This window comes from Microbacterium oxydans, from assembly GCF_000956525.1.
Classification (GTDB): domain Bacteria; phylum Actinomycetota; class Actinomycetes; order Actinomycetales; family Microbacteriaceae; genus Microbacterium; species Microbacterium oxydans_A.
This window is the reverse complement of sequence record NZ_JYIW01000026.1, coordinates 133,039-151,033: the sequence shown is the minus strand read 5'-3', so window position 1 is coordinate 151,033 and position 17,995 is coordinate 133,039. Positions and strand designations below refer to the sequence as shown.

The window sequence follows — 17,995 nt, the reverse complement described above, 5'->3', positions numbered from 1 at the left end:
GTCGAGGTCAGCGGGCGAGCCACTCCCGGGCCTTGAACCAGGTCAGCTGGTGGTAGCTCTGCGGCAGGCGGTCACCCAGATGGTCCATCGGGAGCACATGCACCGCGATGGTCTCGTTGACGTCGAGCGACTGCTCACCGACCCGCTCGCACCCGCGCGCCAGGAAGTGGTGCACACGGTTCGTCTGGTTCCCGAAATTCGCCCACGTGTCCCCGAGGTCGATCATCTCCGCGGCCTCGTAACCGGTCTCCTCCCGCAGTTCGCGTCTCGCAGCATCGTGCGCGTCCTCGCCGGCCGTGACGCCACCCCCGATGGTGCCGAGCGCGACGACGCCGGCCCCGTGGCGATACTCCTCGACCAGGATCGCATCACCATCGACGTTGAGGGCAAGCACTGACACCCAGTCGCCGTACTCCAGGACGTAATAGGGCTCGATGCGTCGGCCATCGACGGTTCGACAGTCATCCGCGCGCAGGTGCACCCACTGATCCGCCACGATGACCTGGCTCGAGACGACCTGCCAGGGCTCGGGGCGCGCGGTCACGCGCTTTTGCGCTTGCGCTCCAGCACGATGGTCGGCGGCGCGCCCTCGTCGACCGAGGCGCGGGTGATGACGACCTTTGCCACGTCGTCGGCCGAGGGGATCTCGAACATGATCGGTCCGAGCACGTCTTCCAGGATCGCGCGGAGCCCTCGTGCGCCGGTCTTGCGCTCGACGGCCAGATCGGCGATCGACCGCAGCGCCTCCTCGTCGAACTCGAGCTGCACGCCGTCAAGCTCGAACATGCGCTGGTACTGCTTCACGAGCGCATTGCGCGGTCCGGTGAGGATCTCCATGAGGGCGTCCTGGTCCAGCGGCGACACGTTGGTGACGACAGGCAGACGGCCGATGAACTCCGGGATCAACCCGAACTTGTGCAGGTCCTCAGGCAGCACCTCGCTGAAGAGGTCGAGGTCCTTGGTCTTGTCGTGCAGCGGGGCGCCGAAGCCGATGCCATGCTTGCCGACCCGAGACGAGACGATGTCCTCCAGCCCGGCGAACGCCCCGGCGACGATGAACAGCACGTTGGTGGTGTCGATCTGCAGGAACTCCTGGTGCGGATGCTTGCGCCCACCCTGCGGCGGCACCGAGGCGACCGTGCCCTCGATGATCTTCAGCAGCGCCTGCTGCACACCTTCACCGGACACGTCGCGCGTGATGGAGGGGTTCTCCGCCTTGCGGGCGATCTTGTCGACCTCGTCGATGTAGATGATGCCCTGCTCAGCGCGCTTGACGTCGTAGTCGGCGGCCTGGATGAGCTTGAGGAGGATGTTCTCGACGTCTTCACCGACGTAGCCGGCCTCGGTGAGGGCGGTGGCATCCGCGACCGCGAACGGCACGTTGAGGCGCTTCGCCAGCGTCTGCGCAAGATACGTCTTTCCGCAGCCGGTGGGTCCGATCAGGAGGATGTTGCTCTTGGCGATCTCGACCTCTTCGGCCTTCTGCTCGGCCGTCTGCAGTGTGCCGTGGGCGCGGATCCGCTTGTAGTGGTTGTAGACCGCGACCGACAGCGCACGCTTCGCCGGCTCCTGACCGACGACGTACTCCTCGAGGAACGAGAAGATCTCGCGGGGCTTGGGCAGTTCGAACTCGGCCACACCGTCGGCGGAGGACTCGGCCATCCGCTCCTCGATGATCTCGTTGCACAGCTCGACGCATTCGTCGCAGATGTACACACCGGGGCCAGCGATGAGCTGCTGCACCTGCTTCTGGCTCTTTCCACAGAATGAGCACTTGAACAGGTCAGCGCTTTCACCGATACGGGCCATGCGCGTCCTCCTAGGGGGATCCTGAGATCGTCATCCGAGCCTAACCGCTGCATCCGACACCAGGACGCATTGGCGCGGACTTGGAGGTGACGCGTCGGAGTACGACGGAGGGGCCGAGGCCCGCTCACGCGCGCCCCGGCCCCTCCGCATCCGATCTCTCAGACCATGCTCTTGGTGTGCCACACCGTCTTGATCTCTGTGAACGCGGTGATGCGCTCGGGAGACGCGACCACGTCGCCAGGCGTGAGCACTCGCTTCAGCGTGTCTGCGGCTGCGATCTGCAGGTCGACCCAGTCGAGACTGCCGGCGCCGGCGAGGTCGAGCGCGTTCACATCCTGGTGCGAGGCGAGCCACGGTGCCATCTCGGCCGGCGAGCCGGTGAGCACGTTCACGACGCCCCCTGGCACATCGCTGGTGGCGAGCACCTCGGCGAGACTGATCGCGGAGAGCGGATGCCGCTCGCTCGCGACCACCACGACCGTGTTCCCGGCGACCAGCGCAGGCGCCACGACCGACACCAGACCGAGCAGCGCCGAATCCTGCGGCGCGATGATCGCGACGACACCGGTCGGCTCAGGAACCGAGATGTTGAAGTACGGGCCGGAGACCGGGTTCGCGTTGCCTGCGACCTGCGCGTACTTGTCGCACCAGCCCGCGTACCAGACCCAGAGGTCGATGGCCTCGTCGACCTGCGATGCCGCGGCGGAGGAGGACACGCCCTCCTGTGCCACGATCTCGTCGATGAACTGCGCGCGACGGCCCTCGAGCACCTCGGCGACGCGGTAGAGCACCTGTCCGCGGTTGTACGCGGTCGCACCCGACCAGCCCTTCACTGCGGCGCGTGCGGCGACGACCGCATCGCGAGCATCCTTGCGCGATCCCTGGGCGGCATTCGCGAGGAACGCACCCTTCGGCGACAGCACCTCGTAGGTGCGGCCGGACTCGCTGCGCGGGAACGCCCCGCCGATCGCGAGCTTGTACGTCTTCGGCACGGTCAGTCGCTTGCTCATGATGCGGCTCCCTTGAGGTACGCGGTGAGGCCCTGGCGTCCGCCCTCGCGGCCGTATCCGGACTCCTTGTATCCGCCGAACGGGCTCGACGGGTCGAAACGGTTGAACGTGTTGGCCCACACCACGCCTGCTCGCAGACGGTCGGCGACCGCGAGGATGCGCGATCCCTTGTCCGACCAGATACCGGCGGACAGGCCGTACGGGGTGTTGTTCGCCTTTGCGATCGCCTCGGCCGGCGTGCGGAAGGTGAGCACGGACAGCACTGGGCCGAACACCTCGTCGCGAGCGATCCGGTGAGAGGCCTCGACGCCGGTGAAGATCGTCGGGGCGAACCAGAAGCCCTTGTCCGGGATCGCGCAGTCCGCGGTCCAGCGCTCGGCGCCCTCTGCCTCGCCGATGTCGCTGAGCTCGCGGATGCGCGCCAGCTGGGCGGCGGAGTTGATCGCTCCGATATCGGTGTTCTTGTCGAGCGGGTCGCCGAGACGCAGCGTCGACAGACGCGACTTGAGTCGGTCGATGACCTCGTCGTGGATCGACTCCTGCACGAGCAGACGGCTGCCTGCGCAGCAGACGTGCCCCTGGTTGAAGAAGATGCCGTTGACGATGCCCTCGACAGCCTGGTCGATCGGCGCGTCGTCGAAGACGATGTTCGCAGCCTTGCCGCCGAGCTCGAGCGTGAGCTTCTTGTTCGTGCCTGCAACCGCACGGGCGATGTCGCGCCCCACGCCGGTGGAGCCGGTGAAGGCGACCTTGTCGACGTCGGGGTGACGGACGAGCGATGCCCCGCTGGCGCCCGCGCCGGTGACGATGTTCACGACACCTGCTGGCAGGTCGGCCTGCTGCAGGATCTCCGCGAAGATCAGTGCGGTCAGCGGCGTGGTCTCTGCGGGCTTGAGCACGACGGTGTTGCCGGCTGCGAGAGCCGGGGCGAGCTTCCACGCGAGCATGAGCAACGGGAAGTTCCACGGGATGATCTGACCGGCGACGCCGAGCGCACGGGGGTTCGCCCCGAGGCCGGCGTGATCGAGCTTGTCGGCCCATCCCGCGTAGTAGAAGAACCAGGAGGCGACGAGCGGCACGTCGACGTCGCGGCTCTCCTTGATCGGCTTGCCGTTGTCGAGGCTCTCGGCGACCGCGAGCTCGCGAGCGCGCTCCTGCACGAGGCGGGCGATGCGGAAGAGGTACTTGCCGCGGTCGCGGCCGCTCATCTTCGACCAGGTCTTCTCGTACGCACGGCGGGCTGCAGCGACGGCACGGTCGATGTCCTCGTCGCTGGCCGAAGCGATCTCCGCGATGCGCTGCTCGGTCGCCGGCGAGATGGTGGTGAAGCTGTCGCCGCTGCCGTCGACGAACTCGCCGTCGATGAACAGGCCGTAGCTGTCCTTGAGGTTCAGGAGCGCGGTGGACTCGGGAGCCGGCGCGTATTCCAGGAATGACATATGTGCGCTCCTAGTCGATCGTGACGTAGTCGGGGCCGGAGTAGTGGCCGGTGGTGAGCTTCTGACGCTGCAGCAGCACGTCGTTCAGCAGGCTCGATGCGCCGAAGCGGAAGAGGTGCGGCTGGAGCCACTCCTCGCCGACCGTCTCCGCGACGGTGACGAGGTACTTCACGGCATCCTTCGACGCGCGGATTCCGCCGGCCGGCTTCACACCGATCTTCTCGCCCGTCCCGCGGTACCAGTCGCGCACGGTTTCGAGCATCAGCAGCGTGGTCGGCAGCGTCGCTGCCGGCTGCACCTTGCCGGTGGAGGTCTTGATGAAATCGCCACCGGCGAGGATGCCGAGCCAGGAGGCCCGCTTGATGTTGTCGTAGGTGTTGAGCTCGCCGGTCTCGAGGATCACCTTGAGCGAGGCGAACGAGCCGTCCGCACGACGGCAGGCCTCCTTGACCTGGGCGATCTGGTCGTAGACGAGCCCGTAGCGACCGGACAGGAACGCCCCGCGGTCGATCACCATGTCGATCTCGTCGGCACCGGCCGCGACGGCCTCTGCCGTGTCGGCCAGCTTGATCGCGAGCGAGGAGCGTCCGCTCGGGAACGCCGTCGCGACGGCGGCCACCGAGATCAGCCCGTCGTCGGGGTCTCCGTGCATCGCGCCGAGCGCAGTCACCGCGTCGCCGACCATGTCGCCGTAGACGCAGACGGCGGCGACCTTCGGGGTCGACGGGTCAGCGGCATCCGGGTTCTTCGCCTTGGCGACGAGCGAACGCACCTTGCCGGGGGTGTCGGAGCCCTCGAGCGTGGTGAGGTCGATCAGCTTGATGATCGTGTCGAGGGCCCAGGCCTTCGACGTCGTCTTGATCGAACGCGTGCCGAGGCCGGCAGCGCGCTGCTCCAGCCCGACCGCGTCGACGCCGGGCAGTCCGTGCAGGAAGCGGCGCAGCGTGGCGTCGTCCGGCTCACCGCCGAGGACATCCACCGCCGTCCTGCGGCTCAGTTCTTGGGTCGTCACTGTTCCTCCAACAATGCTCGTGCTGTGGTCTCATCGGTTACCAGAACGCTGCACAGGCCGCTGGCGACGACCGTGCGCGCGATGTCATGTTTGGCCCGGCCGGCGGTGACGAAGATCGCACGCTGCGCTGCGCGCAGGCGATCCAGGCCCACTCCGACCGTGCGGGCGTCGAGCTGCGAGTCGACGATGTTGCCCTCGGCGTCGACGTAGCGCCCGAGGACGTCCCCGACCGCTCCGCGACGGGCAAGCTCCTCGACGTCCTCGACGGAGAGATAGCCGTTCTCGACGTGGGCGGAGCTCGCATCGCTCGGACCCGCGGTGAACAGGAACGCCTGCGCTTCAGCCGCCTCCTCGAGGATGCCGGCGACCGTGCGATCAGCCTCGATCGCCTGCTTGGTCTCGACGCGCTCCAGGATCGCCGGGCTCGGCAGCAGCGACACGTGGCCGGAGGCCCGCTGGGCGATCGTGACCGCAAGACCCGCGGCGCCGCCGGAGCGGCGGTTGAGGCTCACTCCCCCGTTCAGCTGCACGACCGTGACACCGCTGGCCCAGCCGTCGGGCAGCGCCTCGGCGACGGCGCGCAGCGTGCGCCCCCAGCTCACGCCGAGCGTGCGGGGAACGGGACGGAGCGCCGTGAGGTAGTCGGCGGCAGCCTGCGCGACGCGCTCGAGCGTGCCCTCGTCGCCGTCCGGCGATGGCACGACGACGGCTTCGGCAAGGCCGTAGCGCTCGACCAGCAGGCGCTCCAGGCCGAGACGGCGGGCGCGAGGGTGCACGATCTCGATGCGGACGATGCCGCGTTCGCGCGCCTGCGTGAGCAGACGGCCCACTTTCCAGCGCGATACCTTCAGGAGGGCGCCGATCTCGTCCTGGGTCTTGTCCTCGTCGTAGTACAGCTCGGCGATCCGGACCATCAGCAGTTCTTCGTTCACGGCATCCTCCTTCCATGATCAGCGTACGGCGGATCGCCCTTCCGTGCATCGTTCTGCTCACATGAGCAGATGGCCCCGAATGGCGTGCACATCTGCCGCACGCACGACGAAGGGGCGGCAGTCGTGATGACTGCCGCCCCTTCGTGAACGTGCCTCAGACGCGCTTGCGCGTGGTGAGCACCTGATCGACGATGCCGTATTCCAGCGCCTGCTCGGCCGAGAGGATGTTGTCGCGGTCGATGTCGCGGTTGACCTTCTCGACCGGGCGGCCCGTGTGCTTGGACATGGTCTCCTCGAGCCAGGTGCGCATGCGGAGGATCTCCGCCGCCTGGATCTCGATGTCGGATGCCTGGCCCTGTCCTGCCTCGCCCATCGCGGGCTGGTGGATCAGCACACGTGCGTTCGGCAGTGCGAGACGCTTGCCCGGCGCGCCGGCCGCGAGCAGCACGGATGCAGCGGACGCCGCCTGGCCGAGCACGACCGTCTGGATCTGCGGCGCGACGTACTGCATCGTGTCGTAGATCGCCGTCATCGCCGTGAACGAGCCGCCGGGCGAGTTGATGTACATCGTGATGTCCCGCTCGGCATCCTGGCTCTCCAGGACGAGCAGCTGTGCCATCACGTCATCTGCCGACGCGTCATCGACCTGCACACCCAGGAAGATCACGCGGTCTTCGAAGAGCTTGTTGTAGGGGTCCTGACGCTTGAACCCGTATGCCGTGCGCTCCTCGAACTGCGGGAGCACGTAACGGCTGGAAGGCATGTTGCCTGCGGATTGGAAAGTGGGCGTGTACATGGTGTCCTCTCGAATCCGGATTATTCTGCGTCGTCCGCGGTGCCGCCGCCGCCCGTGACATCACTGGCGTGCTCGCGGATGTGGTCGACGAAGCCGTACTCGAGGGCCTCGTCCGCCGTGAACCAGCGGTCGCGATCTCCGTCGGCGTTGATCTGCTCGACCGACTTGCCGGTCTGCGATGCCGTGATCTCGGCGAGGCGCTTCTTCATCGAGAGGATGAGCTGCGCCTGCGTCTGGATGTCGCTCGAGGTGCCGCCGAAGCCACCGTGCGGCTGGTGCAGCAGAACACGTGCGTTCGGCGTGATGTAGCGCTTGCCCTTGGTGCCACTGGTGAGCAGCAGCTGGCCCATCGATGCCGCCATGCCGATACCGACGGTCACGATGTCGTTCGGGACGAACTGCATCGTGTCGTAGATCGCCATGCCTGCGGTGATGGATCCACCGGGCGAGTTGATGTAGAGGTAGATGTCTTTCTCTGAGTCTTCCGCGGCGAGAAGAAGGATCTTCGCGCAGATCTCGTTGGCGTTCTGGTCACGCACCTCTGAACCAAGCCAGATGATGCGATCCTTCAGCAGCCTGTCGAAGACGCTCGTCGCGACAAGGGGTTCTGCAGCCATTTCAGCTCCTGTTTCCGTGTTCGTGCTTCGAATCTACCGGCGACGACGTGGCGCTCAGGCCGTGTTCGCCGTCGGCATATCAGCGTGGCGGCCCGGTGAGCTCACTCGCGTATCCGGTGACCGATCGCGTGTACCTGGGCAGGTGCGGCGCGAGCGCGGTGAGTGCGATCGCAGCTCCCTGCACGGCATCACCGCGCGACACCAGCGCGAGAGCGTAGAACGCCGCGGCGGCATCCTTGAAGGACCCGCCACGCTCGTATTCCGCGCGCAGCATCTCGAGCGACTCCTCGACACGTCCGAGATTGCGGATGGTGCTGGCGAGCTGGATCACGGCCTGTGGACGATGCTCGTCATCGAGTCCTGCGGTCAGCGCCGCGCGGTAGAGCGGCTCGGCCTCGGCCTCGATACCGGCGGAATCGCGTGCGCCAGCGCGCTCGAACAGTGCCCGTGCGTCGCCGTCCGGCCGCTCGGCGGCAACGGCATCGATCCGCTCGATCCGCTCCTGGTCATTCAGCGTGTCGTCGGCCCAGATCTCGGCGATCCGGTCATTCCAGTTGCTCATGTTCGTCCTCCTCCTGTGACGAAAGAGGGGCGGATGCCGCAGCATCCGCCCCTCTCAGAATCGCTTCGCGATCACTCCGCCTTGTCGGCGGCCTTCTTCGCGGGTGCCTTCTTGGCCGCAGGCTTCTTGGCCGGGGCCTTCTCGGCTGCGGGCTCTTCAGCCTCGGCAGCGTCAGCCTTCTTGGCCGGAGCCTTCTTGGCGGCGGGCTTCTTGGCCGGAGCCTTCTTGGCCGGCTTCTCCTCGGCCGGAGCCTCGTCTGCTGCCTCTGCCTCATCGTCCGTGACGATGAAGTCCGACAGGTCGACGGGCTTGCCGTTGGTGTCGACCACCTTCACCTTGCCGAGTGCGATCGCGAGCGCCTTGTTACGCGCGACCTCACCGACGAGGGCCGGCAGCTGGTTCGACGACTGCAGTGCCTCGACGAACTCCTGGGGAGCCATGCCGTACTGGGCAGCGGACTGCACGAGGTACTGGCTGAGTTCCTCCTGCGAGACCTGCACGTCGGCCTGCTCGGCGATCGTGTCGAGCAGCACCTGCGTGCGGAACTGCTTCTCGCTCGCCTCGGTGACCTCGGCGCGGTGCACGTCGTCCTCGAGGCGGTTCTCGCCCTCGAGGTGGTTGTGCACCTCGTCCTCGATCAGCTTCGGCGGCACCGGGATCTCGATCTGCTCGAGCAGCGCCTCGACGAGCTTGTCGCGGGCGGCCGAGCCCTGCGTGAACACGCCCTGCTGTGCGACGCGCTCAGCCAGGCTGGCGCGCAGCTCGGCGATCGTGTCGAACTCGCTCGCGATCTGCGCGAACTCGTCGTCCGCCTCGGGAAGCTCGCGCTCCTTGACGGCCTTGACGCTCACGGAGACCTCGGCCTCGGAACCGGCGTGGTCGCCGCCGACGAGGGCTGAACGGAACGTGGTGTCCTCACCAGCGGTGAGCGACTCGATCGCGTCGTCGATGCCCTCGAGCAGCTCGCCGGAGCCGACCTCGTACGACACGCCCTCGGCGCGGTCGATCTCGGCGCCGTCGATCGTGGCGACGAGGTCCAGCTCGACGAAGTCACCCTTGGCCGCGGGGCGGTCGACGGGGACGAGCGTGCCGAAGCGGGCGCGCATGTTGTCGAGCTCGGCGTCGAGTGCTGCGTCATCCGCCTCGACGGCGTCGACGGTCACGGTGATGCCGTCGTACGAGGGGAGCTCGATGTCGGGGCGGACGTCCACCTCGATGTCGACGAGCAGGTCGCCCGAGAAGTCCTTCTCGTTCGGCCACTGCGTGATGTCCGCTGCGGGACGGCCGACGACGCGGAGCTTGTGCTCTGCACTCGCCTCGCGGAAGAACTTGTCGAGGCCCTCGTTGACGGCGTGCTCGATGACCGCGCCGCGTCCGATGCGCTGATCGATGATCGGCGCGGGGACCTTGCCCTTGCGGAATCCGGGGATCTGGACGTCCTGAGCGATGTGCTCATATGCGTGAGCGATGCTCGGCTTGAGGTCGTCCGGGGTGACCGTGATGCTGAGCTTGACCCGGGTCGGGGTCAGCTTCTCGACGGTGCTGTTCGCCATGCTGGTGTGTTCTCCTTGTGGTTTCCGCGCTGACACGCGGCTTGAAGGCTTGTCGAGCCGTGTCGGGGCGACAGGAGTTGAACCTGCGACCTCCCGCTCCCAAAGCGGGCGCTCTACCAAACTGAGCTACGCCCCGGGGAATCCGCATGCAGATTCAGCCCCAACGAGTCTAACGGACGCGAGCGCCCTCGACAGTCCGCTATGATCGAGAGGTCGGTTTCCACGTCACGACAGTGACTCGGATCCGGGGCTGTAGCTTAGTGGTAAAGCCTCTGTCTTCCAAACAGATGATGCGAGTTCGATTCTCGTCAGCCCCTCCACCATCAGAGAAGCCCTCGCTGTCAGCGAGGGCTTCTCTGCTTCCTGACTAGACTTCTCGCAAGGTCGGCGCTGGTCCCGTGCGCGGGCTTGGGGAGGATGTTGTGACCGAGGCGAGCCCGAGCGAGAACCGATTCGATGGCGCGCCCGGCGGTCATGCGCTCCCCGCTCGATTCTCCGATTCGCCGTCGCCGGCGCCGCAGACCCGCAAGAAGCACACCGGTCTCCTGTTCGGAATCCTGGGCGCCGTCGTCGCGGTCGTGGCGATCGGAGCACTCCAACTGACCTCCAACCTGCGCTACGACGATGCCGAAGCCCAGCTCCGCGACACCGCCACCACCGCGTCCGATGCGAAGACCACGGTGCGCGATGCGAACGAGGTGCTGGTGAGCAGCACGGATGCCGCGACCCTCATCCTCGAGAGCGATACCGGTGCGCTCGTCGACGCGGCGACGCATGAAGCACTCGCTTCGGCAGGCGCCTCGGCATCCGAGGTCGCCGCAGCCGCCGAGAGCACGCTCGCCGAGCCGATCCCCTCCCCCGGCGAGAAGCCGACCTGGTTCTGGGAGTTGTACGGCGAGGCAGACGCGCTCACGGCTGACCGCGAGAAGCTCGACGCTCTCACCGCACGTCTCAGCGAGGAGTCGGAGGAGATCGACAGTGCCACGACGTCGCTGACCGATGCAGGTCTCACGACGCTCAGCGTCGCGGCGGCGAACGCCACCGGACTCGAGTCCGCGCACATCTCTGCACGCAACGACAACGTCATCGCACTGCGCGAGGCGGCTGAAGTCGCGAGCACCACGGTCGTGATCGACCAGCAGGCGGCAGACGGCTTCGGCACCCTGCAGACTGCGGCGGCGCAGCTCATCGAGTCCGAGAACGCTGAACTCGCCGAGAAGGCGGGGCCGCTGTACAACGCCCGCCTCGAGATCGAGGCGTTCGCTCGCTCCATCGCCCCCGGCGTGCTGCTCGAGTTCGACTGGGCCCCGATCGTGAACGGATACGGCGACGACGGGGGCATGGGCGGCTACACGACCTGGTGGTGGGATGAACCAGGACGTGCGGTGATCCTGCTCTCCAACTCTGTCGCCGAGCAGTGGCCGGCCGACCGGAGCAAAGCACTCGTCGTGCACGAGGTGGGGCACGCGATCAGCGTCAAATGCGCCGACATGTACGACGCGTCGACGCAGGACAGCATCGAGAAGTGGGCCACCGCGTGGGCGATCAGCATGGGCTACAACGACGACGCGAACGGCGTCTGGGCGTACGGCTATCCGCCGCAGAGCTACATCGACGCAGCAGCCGGCTGCCGCTGAGGGAGAACGCGGAACGGGGCCGTCGCGATCACTCGCGGCGGCCCCGTTCTCGTGTCAGATGGAGGTCACTGACCCCGGCGCTCGCGCAGCTGGGTCAGTGCATCGTCGAGAAGCTGGACGGCCTCTTCGTCGGTGCGACGCTCCTTCACATACGCGAGGTGCGTCTTGTACGGCTCCGCCTTCGCGAGAGCCGGAGGGTTCGCCTTGTCGCGACCTGCAGGAAGACCTGACTGCGGGTGATCGATCGTCTCCGGGATCTCCTCTTCAGGGAGACCCGCAGCGAAGTAGCGGGTGGTCTCGTTGCCGAGCCCGTCCCAGTACGTCACCGCGATGCGGTCTGCGTGATACCCATGGTCCTGCTCCCCCATGGGGCCGGAACCGACACGAGTACCTCGGATTGCGTTGCCACCGGTCGCCATCAGATCACCTCGAACTTCGTGATGAGGCCCAGTGCCACGATCGCGACGAACCACGTCAGAGCAAGCACGACAGTGAACCGGTTGAGGTTCCGCTCGGCGAGGCCGGATGAACCGACCGCCGAGGTCATGCCTCCGCCGAACATGTCGGACAGACCGCCGCCGCGCCCCTTGTGCAGGAGGATGAGGAGAGTCAGCAGGACGCTGGTGATACCCAGCACCACCTGCAGGACGAACTCAAGAATTGCCACGAGAAAGAGCCTTTCGCTGGGGCAGGAGCGCCCCCGTAACGGTCAAGTATACGGTGCAGCGGGGCCGAAGCCCCGCCGCACTCATACGCCGACGTGCTTCTCGAAGCGGATGATCGCCGCGAACTCGTCGACCACGAGGCTCGCCCCGCCGACCAGTGCGCCGTCCACATCGGGCTCGCGCATGAAGCTCGCGATGTTCGCGGCCTTCACAGATCCGCCGTAGAGGATGCGGGTGCGTGCCGCCGCCTCGTCGCCGAGGACCTTCGCGACCACACCGCGCAGCGTGGCGCAGACATCCTGCGCCTGCTGCGGCGTCGCCGCCTGTCCGGAGCCGATGGCCCAGACCGGCTCATACGCCACGACGATGTCAGCCGAGGACGAGAGCCCCTTGAGGGCAACCTCGAGCTGACCGACCGGCACCGCGCTCGCGCCGAACTTCTCGAGGTCCTCGGACGTCTCGCCGACACAGATGACCGGAACGAGCCCGTGCTTCAGCGCGGCCTGCACCTTCGATGCGACCACGTCATCGGACTCCGCGTGGTACTCACGACGCTCCGAGTGACCGATGATGACGTACTTCGCGTCGAGCTTCGCCAGGAAGGCACCGGACACCTCTCCGGTGTACGCACCGGAATCGTGCGCCGAGATGTCCTGCGCACCGAGCGCGAACGGGATCTTGTCCGCGTCGATCAGCGTCTGCACGCTGCGGATGTCGGTGAACGGCGGGAAGACCGCCACCTCGACCGATCCGTCCTCGTGCTTGGCATCCTTGAGCGTCCAGTGCAGCTTCTGCACGAAGGCGACCGCCTGCAGGTGGTCGAGGTTCATCTTCCAGTTGCCCGCGATCAGCGGGGTACGAGCGGTTACGCCCATCCGAGCACCTCCAGGCCGGGTAGTTTCTTGCCCTCGAGGAACTCGAGGCTTGCGCCGCCGCCGGTCGAGATGTGACCGAACTGGTCGTCGGTGAATCCGAGCTGACGCACGGCCGCTGCCGAGTCGCCACCGCCGACGACGCTGAGGCCGTCGACTTCGGTGAGCGCCTGTGCGACCGTCTTGGTTCCGGCAGCGAACGCCGGGAACTCGAACACGCCCATCGGCCCGTTCCAGAACACGGTCTTCGAGCCGCGGATGACCTCGGCGAAGTTCGCCGCCGTCTCCGGCCCGATGTCCAGGCCGATACCGGATGCACCGAACGCGGTCGACTCGATCGCGTCGGCCGCGACGACCTCATGCGCGGCGTCCGCCCCGAACGAAGCAGCCACGACGACATCGGTCGGGAGCACGAGCTCCACACCGCGCTCAGCAGCCTCGGCGATGTAACCGCGGACGGTCTCGAGCTGGTCCTCTTCCAAGAGGCTGGACGCCACAGCGTGGCCCTGCGCCTTGAGGAACGTGAACAGCATGCCGCCGCCGACCAGGATGCGGTCGACGCGCGGCAGCAGGTGCGAGATGACGCCGAGCTTGTCACTGACCTTCGATCCCCCGAGCACGACCGCGTACGGGCGCTCCGGGTTCTCGGTCAGACGATCGAGCACGTCGAGCTCGGCCGCGATCAGCAGACCTGCTGCGGACGGCAGCAGTTCGGCGAGCTCGTAGACGCTCGCCTGCTTGCGGTGCACGACGCCGAAGCCGTCGGACACGAGCACGTCGCCGAGATCGGCGAGCTGGGCCGCGAAGGCCGCGCGAGTCGCGTCGTCCTTCGCGGTCTCGCCCGCGTTGAAACGCAGGTTCTCGATGACGACGACTCCGCCGTCTTCGAGGGACTCCACGGCATCCTTTGCGGACTCTCCGACGGTGTCGCGCGCGAACGCGACAGGGGCGCCGAGCAGTTCGGACAGCCGCTGAGCCACCGGCTCGAGGCTGTACTGGGGGTCGGGCGCCCCATCGGGGCGTCCGAGGTGCGAGCACACCACGACGCGGGCGCCCGCGTTGATGAGTGCGTTGAGGGTCGGCAACGAGGCGCGGACACGGCCATCGTCCGTGATGATCCCGTCCCGGAGCGGGACGTTGAGATCACAACGGACGATGACGCGCTTGCCCTCGAGCGAACCCAGTGAGTCCAGGGTGCGCAGAGTCATGTGTCGGAGCTTAGATGCGCTCGGCGACGTACTCGGTCAGGTCGACGAGACGGTTGGAGTAGCCCCACTCGTTGTCGTACCAGCTGGAGACCTTGACCAGGTTGCCGCTGACGTTGGTCAGCGTCGAGTCGAAGATCGAGGAGTGCGGGTTGTGCACGATGTCGCTCGAGACGATCTGGTCCTCGTTGTACTGCAGGAAGCCGGCGAGGCGACCCTCGGCAGCAGCCTTCTTGTACGCCTCGTTGACCTCGTCGACCGTCAGGTTCTCACGGTCCGTGATCAGCGTCAGGTCGACGATCGAGCCGGTGGGAACCGGAACGCGGTACGACGAGCCGCTCAGCTTGCCCTGGAGCTCCGGGAGCACCTCGCCGATGGCCTTGGCGGCACCGGTGGAGGCGGGGGTGATGTTGATCGCGGCGGCGCGTGCGCGACGGAGGTCGCTGTGCGGGCCGTCCTGCAGGTTCTGGTCAGCGGTGTAGGCGTGCGCCGTCATCATGAAGCCGCGGTCGATGCCGAATGCGTCGTTGAAGACCTGCGCGAGCGGAGCCAGGCAGTTCGTGGTGCACGAAGCGTTGGAGATGATGTGATCCGTCTCCGGGTTGTACGTGTCCTCGTTCACGCCCATGACGAACGTGCCGTCGACGCCGGTGCCCGGTGCCGAGATGAGGACCTTCTTCGCGCCTGCATCGATGTGCTTGCGTGCGAGGTCTGCCTTGGTGAAGAAGCCGGTCGACTCGATGACGATTTCGACGCCCAGCTCGCCCCACGGGAGGTTCGCGGGGTCGCGCTCTGCGAATGCCTTGATCTGCTTGCCGTCGACCGTGATGCTGTCGTCGTCGTAGCTGATCTGCGCGTCGAGGACACCGCCCACGGAGTCGTACTTCAGCAGATGGGCAAGGGTCTTGTTGTCGGTGAGGTCGTTGACCGCGACGATCTCGATGTCCGCTCCCTGCGCGAGAGCCGCGCGGAAGTAGTTGCGTCCGATACGGCCGAAGCCGTTGATACCGATCTTGACAGACACTCAGGTCTCCCTGTTTCTCGTGATGCGCTCCGCACGGCATTTCTGGGCGCGGAACGCGGGGGGTTTTTGGCTGAGATGGCGTCCCGACGAGCCAAGCTCGTCGGGACGCGACCCGATTACGACAGTACCAGCAGGCCGTTCGTCTGCTGACGGGCGACCTCGAGGCGCTGGGCGACGTTCTCCCAGTTCGCGATGTTCCACGCGGCCTTCACGTAGTCGGCCTTGACGTTCAGGTAGTCGAGGTAGAACGCGTGCTCCCACATGTCCAGCTGGAACAGCGGGATCGTGCCCTGCGCCGTGTTCGACTGCTGGTCGAACAGCTGCTGGATGATCAGTCGCGAGCCGATCGAGTCCCAGCTGAGGACGGCCCAGCCGGAGCCCTGGATGCCGGTGGCTGCAGCGGTGAAGTGCGCCTGGAACTTCGCGAAGGAGCCGAAGTACTCGTCGATCGCGGCCTTCAGCTCGCCCTCGGGCTCGCCTCCGCCGTTCGGGGACAGGTTGGTCCAGAAGATGGAGTGGTTGACGTGACCGCCGAGGTTGAACGCGAGGTCCTTCTCGAGCTTGTTGACGTTCGCCAGGTTGCCGCTGTCGCGCGCCTCAGCGAGCTGCTCGAGCGCGGTGTTGGCGCCGGCGACGTAGGTCGCGTGGTGCTTGTCATGGTGCAGCTCCATGATCTTGCCGCTGATGTGCGGCTCCAGGGCTGCGAAGTCGTAGGGAAGGTCGGGGAGCGTGTAAATCGCCATGTCGCTTTCATCCAATCCGCGCCGCGCCGCGGCGCTTGCCGATCCTCCGCGCCACCGATGTGCGACGCAGAGCGGACTTAACTCATCCTAGTGACGACAACGCATCGAGGCACCCGAACCTTCCCCCATATGACGCCGGAAGCCGACCCCCACAGGGGTCGGCTTCCATGACGTTCGCGGCAGGTCAGACGTCGAGACCGGCGGGGACGGCTGCCTCGGTTCCGGGGATTCCCTCGTGCTGAGCGCGCTTGTCGGCCATCGCCAGCAGGCGTCGGATGCGGCCGGCGACGGCGTCCTTCGTGAGCGGCGGGTCGGCGTGGTGCCCGAGCTCGTCGAGGCTCGCGTCGCGATGTGCGAGGCGGAGCTCGCCGGCCACGCGGAGGTGATCAGGGACCTCGTCTGCGAGGATCTCGAGCGCGCGCTCGACGCGGGCGCATGCGGCGACGGCGGCCTGAGCCGAGCGGCGCAGGTTCGCGTCGTCGAAGTTGACGAGGCGGTTGACGCCGGCGCGAACCTCGCGGCGCTGGCGCAGCTCCTCCCACGCGATGGCGGTCTTGTGCGCCCCCATCTCGGCGAGCACCGTGCGGATCGCCTCGCCCTCGCGCACGACGACGCGCGGCATGCCCCGAACCTCGCGGGCCTTCGCCGCGACGCCGAGCCGGTGCGCGGCGCCGACGAGCGCCATGGCTGCTTCCGACGAGGGGCACACGACCTCGAGCATGGCGGAGCGTCCTGGCTCGCTGAGCGTTCCGGCGGCGAGGAACGCTCCCCGCCAGAGACCGGCGATCTCCGCACGCGAGCCGGTGGTGAGACGGTTGGGCAGACCGCGGACGGGGCGACGACGCTGGTCGAGCAGTCCGGTCTGGCGCGCGAGGGTCTCCCCCGCGCCGATCACGCGGACAGCCCAGCGGGCGCCCTCGTTGGCGGTGCTCGACTGCACCTGAGCGATCTCCGGACGCACGCCGTAGATCTCGGCGAGGTCACGTGCGACGCGGCGAGCCAGTGTCTCGGCATCGACTTCTGCTTCCACGGCCACCCGACCCGCGATGGAGTGCAATCCACCGGCGAACCGGAGGATGGCAGTCACCTCGGCGACTCGCACTGTGGGGGGTGCGTTGCGGATGCTGACGAGCTCAGCCTTGACGTCGGTGGTTAGTGCCACGACACTCCTTCTGCGTTCACGCGCCGGGTCGCGGCGCAAACCTCCAGCCTACTCGGCCGGTGGCCTGCTCACTCCCGCCCGAGGTCCCGATGACGGACGTTGACCGCGACACCGGGGATCGCGGACAGCCTACGCGCGAGCTCCTCGGACATCGCCACGGAGCGGTGCTTGCCGCCGGTGCATCCGATCGCGACGGTCGAGTGGCTCTTGTTCTCGCGTTGGTATCCCTCGAGCACAGGGACGAGCGCCGCGGAGTATGCCTCGAGGAACTCGCCTGCCCCCTCCCTGGAGAGCACGTAGTCGCGGACGGCCTCGTCCTGGCCGGTGAGTCCTCTGAGCTCCTCGTTCCAGAACGGGTTCGGCAGGAAGCGCATGTCTGCGACCAGATCGACGTCGGTGGGAAGCCCGTACTTGAACCCGAAGCTCAGCAGCGTCACGCGGTGTCTCGCCTCGCCCTCTTCGGAGAACAGGTCGGAGACCTTGGTCGCGAGCTGGTGGATGTTCAGCGACGAGGTGTCGATCACCATGTCGGCAGCCTCGCGGATCGGCGCGAGCCGGTTGCGCTCGGTGCGGATGCCATCGAGCAGCGTGCCGTCGCCCTGCAGCGGGTGCGGACGCCGCACCGACTCGAAGCGCCGTACCAGCACGTCGTCGGCAGAGTCGAGGAACAGCACGCGGAGCGAGCCACGGGAGCGCAGCGCCCTCGCCACCTCTGGGAAGTCGTCGAAGAGGTTCCTGCCCCTGATGTCGACGACCGCAGCGACCTTGGGCAACGCGTCGCCACCCATGTCGGTGAGTTCGAGAAGTGGCCTGAGGATCTGCGGCGGGAGGTTGTCCACCACATACCAGCCGAGGTCTTCCAGCGCGTTGGCGACAGTGGTCCGACCTGCCCCGGACATACCGGTGACAATGAGGAACTGGCCCTTGTCGCTGCTGTCAGTCATGGATTTCCTGCTC

The 17,995-nt window shown here is 67.1% G+C and carries 19 protein-coding genes and 2 tRNA genes; 2 read left to right on the top strand and 19 right to left on the bottom strand.

Going from position 1 to position 17,995, the window contains the following annotated elements; all coding sequences use genetic code 11:
- Window positions 1-7 precede the first annotated feature (7 nt).
- The 11 genes from RS83_RS13285 to RS83_RS13235 form a co-directional block, all read right to left on the bottom strand.
- A complete protein-coding gene (locus RS83_RS13285) occupies window positions 8-544 on the bottom strand; it encodes an NUDIX hydrolase (RefSeq protein ID WP_052679117.1) in 537 nt (178 codons plus the stop codon).
- Entirely contained in the window at window positions 541-1,809 is a 1,269-nt protein-coding gene (clpX, locus tag RS83_RS13280) for an ATP-dependent Clp protease ATP-binding subunit ClpX (protein WP_045280014.1), read from the bottom strand. The genes RS83_RS13285 and clpX overlap by 4 nt, the downstream gene beginning before the upstream one ends.
- A 158-nt stretch (window positions 1,810-1,967) precedes the next feature.
- Entirely contained in the window at window positions 1,968-2,819 is an 852-nt protein-coding gene (locus tag RS83_RS13275; protein ID WP_045280013.1) for an aldehyde dehydrogenase family protein, read from the bottom strand.
- Window positions 2,816-4,258, bottom strand: a complete 1,443-nt coding sequence (locus RS83_RS13270) for an aldehyde dehydrogenase family protein (protein ID WP_045280012.1) — start codon at window positions 4,256-4,258, stop codon at window positions 2,816-2,818. The genes RS83_RS13275 and RS83_RS13270 overlap by 4 nt, the downstream gene beginning before the upstream one ends.
- Window positions 4,259-4,268: 10 nt before the next feature.
- Window positions 4,269-5,237, bottom strand: a complete 969-nt coding sequence (gene deoC, locus RS83_RS13265; RefSeq protein WP_419760996.1) for a deoxyribose-phosphate aldolase — start codon at window positions 5,235-5,237, stop codon at window positions 4,269-4,271.
- A 29-nt stretch (window positions 5,238-5,266) separates the two neighbouring features.
- The gene (locus tag RS83_RS13260) at window positions 5,267-6,202 is read right to left on the bottom strand and encodes a sugar-binding transcriptional regulator (RefSeq protein WP_045280011.1); all 936 of its coding nucleotides are present in this window, start codon (window positions 6,200-6,202) and stop codon (window positions 5,267-5,269) included.
- Window positions 6,203-6,356: 154 nt separating this feature from the next.
- The gene (locus RS83_RS13255) at window positions 6,357-6,998 is read right to left on the bottom strand and encodes an ATP-dependent Clp protease proteolytic subunit (protein ID WP_045280010.1); all 642 of its coding nucleotides are present in this window, start codon (window positions 6,996-6,998) and stop codon (window positions 6,357-6,359) included.
- Window positions 6,999-7,018: 20 nt separating this feature from the next.
- A complete protein-coding gene (locus RS83_RS13250; protein WP_045280009.1) occupies window positions 7,019-7,615 on the bottom strand; it encodes an ATP-dependent Clp protease proteolytic subunit in 597 nt (198 codons plus the stop codon).
- A gap of 79 nt (window positions 7,616-7,694) precedes the next feature.
- The gene (locus tag RS83_RS13245; RefSeq protein ID WP_045280008.1) at window positions 7,695-8,177 is read right to left on the bottom strand and encodes a tetratricopeptide repeat protein; all 483 of its coding nucleotides are present in this window, start codon (window positions 8,175-8,177) and stop codon (window positions 7,695-7,697) included.
- Window positions 8,178-8,248: 71 nt separating this feature from the next.
- Window positions 8,249-9,730, bottom strand: a complete 1,482-nt coding sequence (gene tig, locus RS83_RS13240; RefSeq protein ID WP_045280007.1) for a trigger factor — start codon at window positions 9,728-9,730, stop codon at window positions 8,249-8,251.
- A gap of 62 nt (window positions 9,731-9,792) precedes the next feature.
- Window positions 9,793-9,866, bottom strand: a tRNA-Pro gene (locus tag RS83_RS13235).
- 110 nt (window positions 9,867-9,976) lie between these two features.
- On the opposite strand from RS83_RS13235, the gene RS83_RS13230 reads away from it, so the two are divergent.
- Together RS83_RS13230 and RS83_RS13225 are read left to right on the top strand one after the other, a co-directional pair.
- A tRNA-Gly gene (locus RS83_RS13230) sits at window positions 9,977-10,050 on the top strand.
- 102 nt (window positions 10,051-10,152) lie between these two features.
- On the top strand, window positions 10,153-11,367 hold the full coding sequence (locus tag RS83_RS13225) for a hypothetical protein (protein WP_045280006.1): 1,215 nt from the start codon (window positions 10,153-10,155) through the stop codon (window positions 11,365-11,367).
- 65 nt (window positions 11,368-11,432) lie between these two features.
- Here the strand turns inward: RS83_RS13225 and RS83_RS13220 are convergent, their stop codons facing one another.
- The 8 genes from RS83_RS13220 to rapZ form a co-directional block, all read right to left on the bottom strand.
- Window positions 11,433-11,786 (bottom strand): RNA polymerase-binding protein RbpA, encoded by a 354-nt coding sequence (locus RS83_RS13220; RefSeq protein ID WP_045280005.1) that lies wholly within the window; start codon window positions 11,784-11,786, stop codon window positions 11,433-11,435.
- Entirely contained in the window at window positions 11,786-12,034 is a 249-nt protein-coding gene (gene secG / locus RS83_RS13215) for a preprotein translocase subunit SecG (RefSeq protein WP_029261623.1), read from the bottom strand. Before secG ends, RS83_RS13220 begins: the two co-directional genes overlap by 1 nt.
- Before the next feature lie 81 nt (window positions 12,035-12,115).
- The gene (gene tpiA, locus RS83_RS13210) at window positions 12,116-12,907 is read right to left on the bottom strand and encodes a triose-phosphate isomerase (RefSeq protein WP_045280004.1); all 792 of its coding nucleotides are present in this window, start codon (window positions 12,905-12,907) and stop codon (window positions 12,116-12,118) included.
- Entirely contained in the window at window positions 12,898-14,112 is a 1,215-nt protein-coding gene (locus tag RS83_RS13205) for a phosphoglycerate kinase (RefSeq protein ID WP_045280003.1), read from the bottom strand. Before RS83_RS13205 ends, tpiA begins: the two co-directional genes overlap by 10 nt.
- A gap of 10 nt (window positions 14,113-14,122) precedes the next feature.
- Complete coding sequence (gene gap, locus RS83_RS13200) at window positions 14,123-15,133, bottom strand: type I glyceraldehyde-3-phosphate dehydrogenase (protein WP_045280002.1); 1,011 nt, start codon at window positions 15,131-15,133, stop codon at window positions 14,123-14,125.
- Between the two features lie 116 nt (window positions 15,134-15,249).
- Window positions 15,250-15,876, bottom strand: a complete 627-nt coding sequence (locus RS83_RS13195) for a superoxide dismutase (protein ID WP_045280001.1) — start codon at window positions 15,874-15,876, stop codon at window positions 15,250-15,252.
- A gap of 184 nt (window positions 15,877-16,060) precedes the next feature.
- Complete coding sequence (gene whiA, locus RS83_RS13190; RefSeq protein ID WP_045280000.1) at window positions 16,061-17,038, bottom strand: DNA-binding protein WhiA; 978 nt, start codon at window positions 17,036-17,038, stop codon at window positions 16,061-16,063.
- A 68-nt stretch (window positions 17,039-17,106) separates the two neighbouring features.
- Window positions 17,107-17,982 carry an RNase adapter RapZ gene (rapZ, locus tag RS83_RS13185; protein ID WP_045279999.1) on the bottom strand — a complete coding sequence of 292 codons (876 nt, stop codon included), beginning with the start codon at window positions 17,980-17,982 and terminating at the stop codon, window positions 17,107-17,109.
- Window positions 17,983-17,995 lie beyond the last annotated feature (13 nt).

Bases quoted from the DNA above. Each gene is read 5' to 3' on its own strand.
- tpiA (WP_045280004.1), bottom strand. From the start codon at position 12,907: ATGGGCGTAACCGCTCGTACCCCGCTGATCGCGGGCAACTGGAAGATG.
- RS83_RS13220 (WP_045280005.1), bottom strand. From the start codon at position 11,786: ATGGCGACCGGTGGCAACGCAATCCGAGGTACTCGTGTCGGTTCCGGC.
- RS83_RS13245 (WP_045280008.1), bottom strand. From the start codon at position 8,177: ATGAGCAACTGGAATGACCGGATCGCCGAGATCTGGGCCGACGACACG.
- tig (WP_045280007.1), bottom strand. From the start codon at position 9,730: ATGGCGAACAGCACCGTCGAGAAGCTGACCCCGACCCGGGTCAAGCTC.
- RS83_RS13255 (WP_045280010.1), bottom strand. From the start codon at position 6,998: ATGTACACGCCCACTTTCCAATCCGCAGGCAACATGCCTTCCAGCCGT.
- RS83_RS13270 (WP_045280012.1), bottom strand. From the start codon at position 4,258: ATGTCATTCCTGGAATACGCGCCGGCTCCCGAGTCCACCGCGCTCCTG.
- RS83_RS13275 (WP_045280013.1), bottom strand. From the start codon at position 2,819: ATGAGCAAGCGACTGACCGTGCCGAAGACGTACAAGCTCGCGATCGGC.
- rapZ (WP_045279999.1), bottom strand. From the start codon at position 17,982: ATGACTGACAGCAGCGACAAGGGCCAGTTCCTCATTGTCACCGGTATG.
- RS83_RS13250 (WP_045280009.1), bottom strand. From the start codon at position 7,615: ATGGCTGCAGAACCCCTTGTCGCGACGAGCGTCTTCGACAGGCTGCTG.
- clpX (WP_045280014.1), bottom strand. From the start codon at position 1,809: ATGGCCCGTATCGGTGAAAGCGCTGACCTGTTCAAGTGCTCATTCTGT.
- RS83_RS13205 (WP_045280003.1), bottom strand. From the start codon at position 14,112: ATGACTCTGCGCACCCTGGACTCACTGGGTTCGCTCGAGGGCAAGCGC.
- RS83_RS13195 (WP_045280001.1), bottom strand. From the start codon at position 15,876: ATGGCGATTTACACGCTCCCCGACCTTCCCTACGACTTCGCAGCCCTG.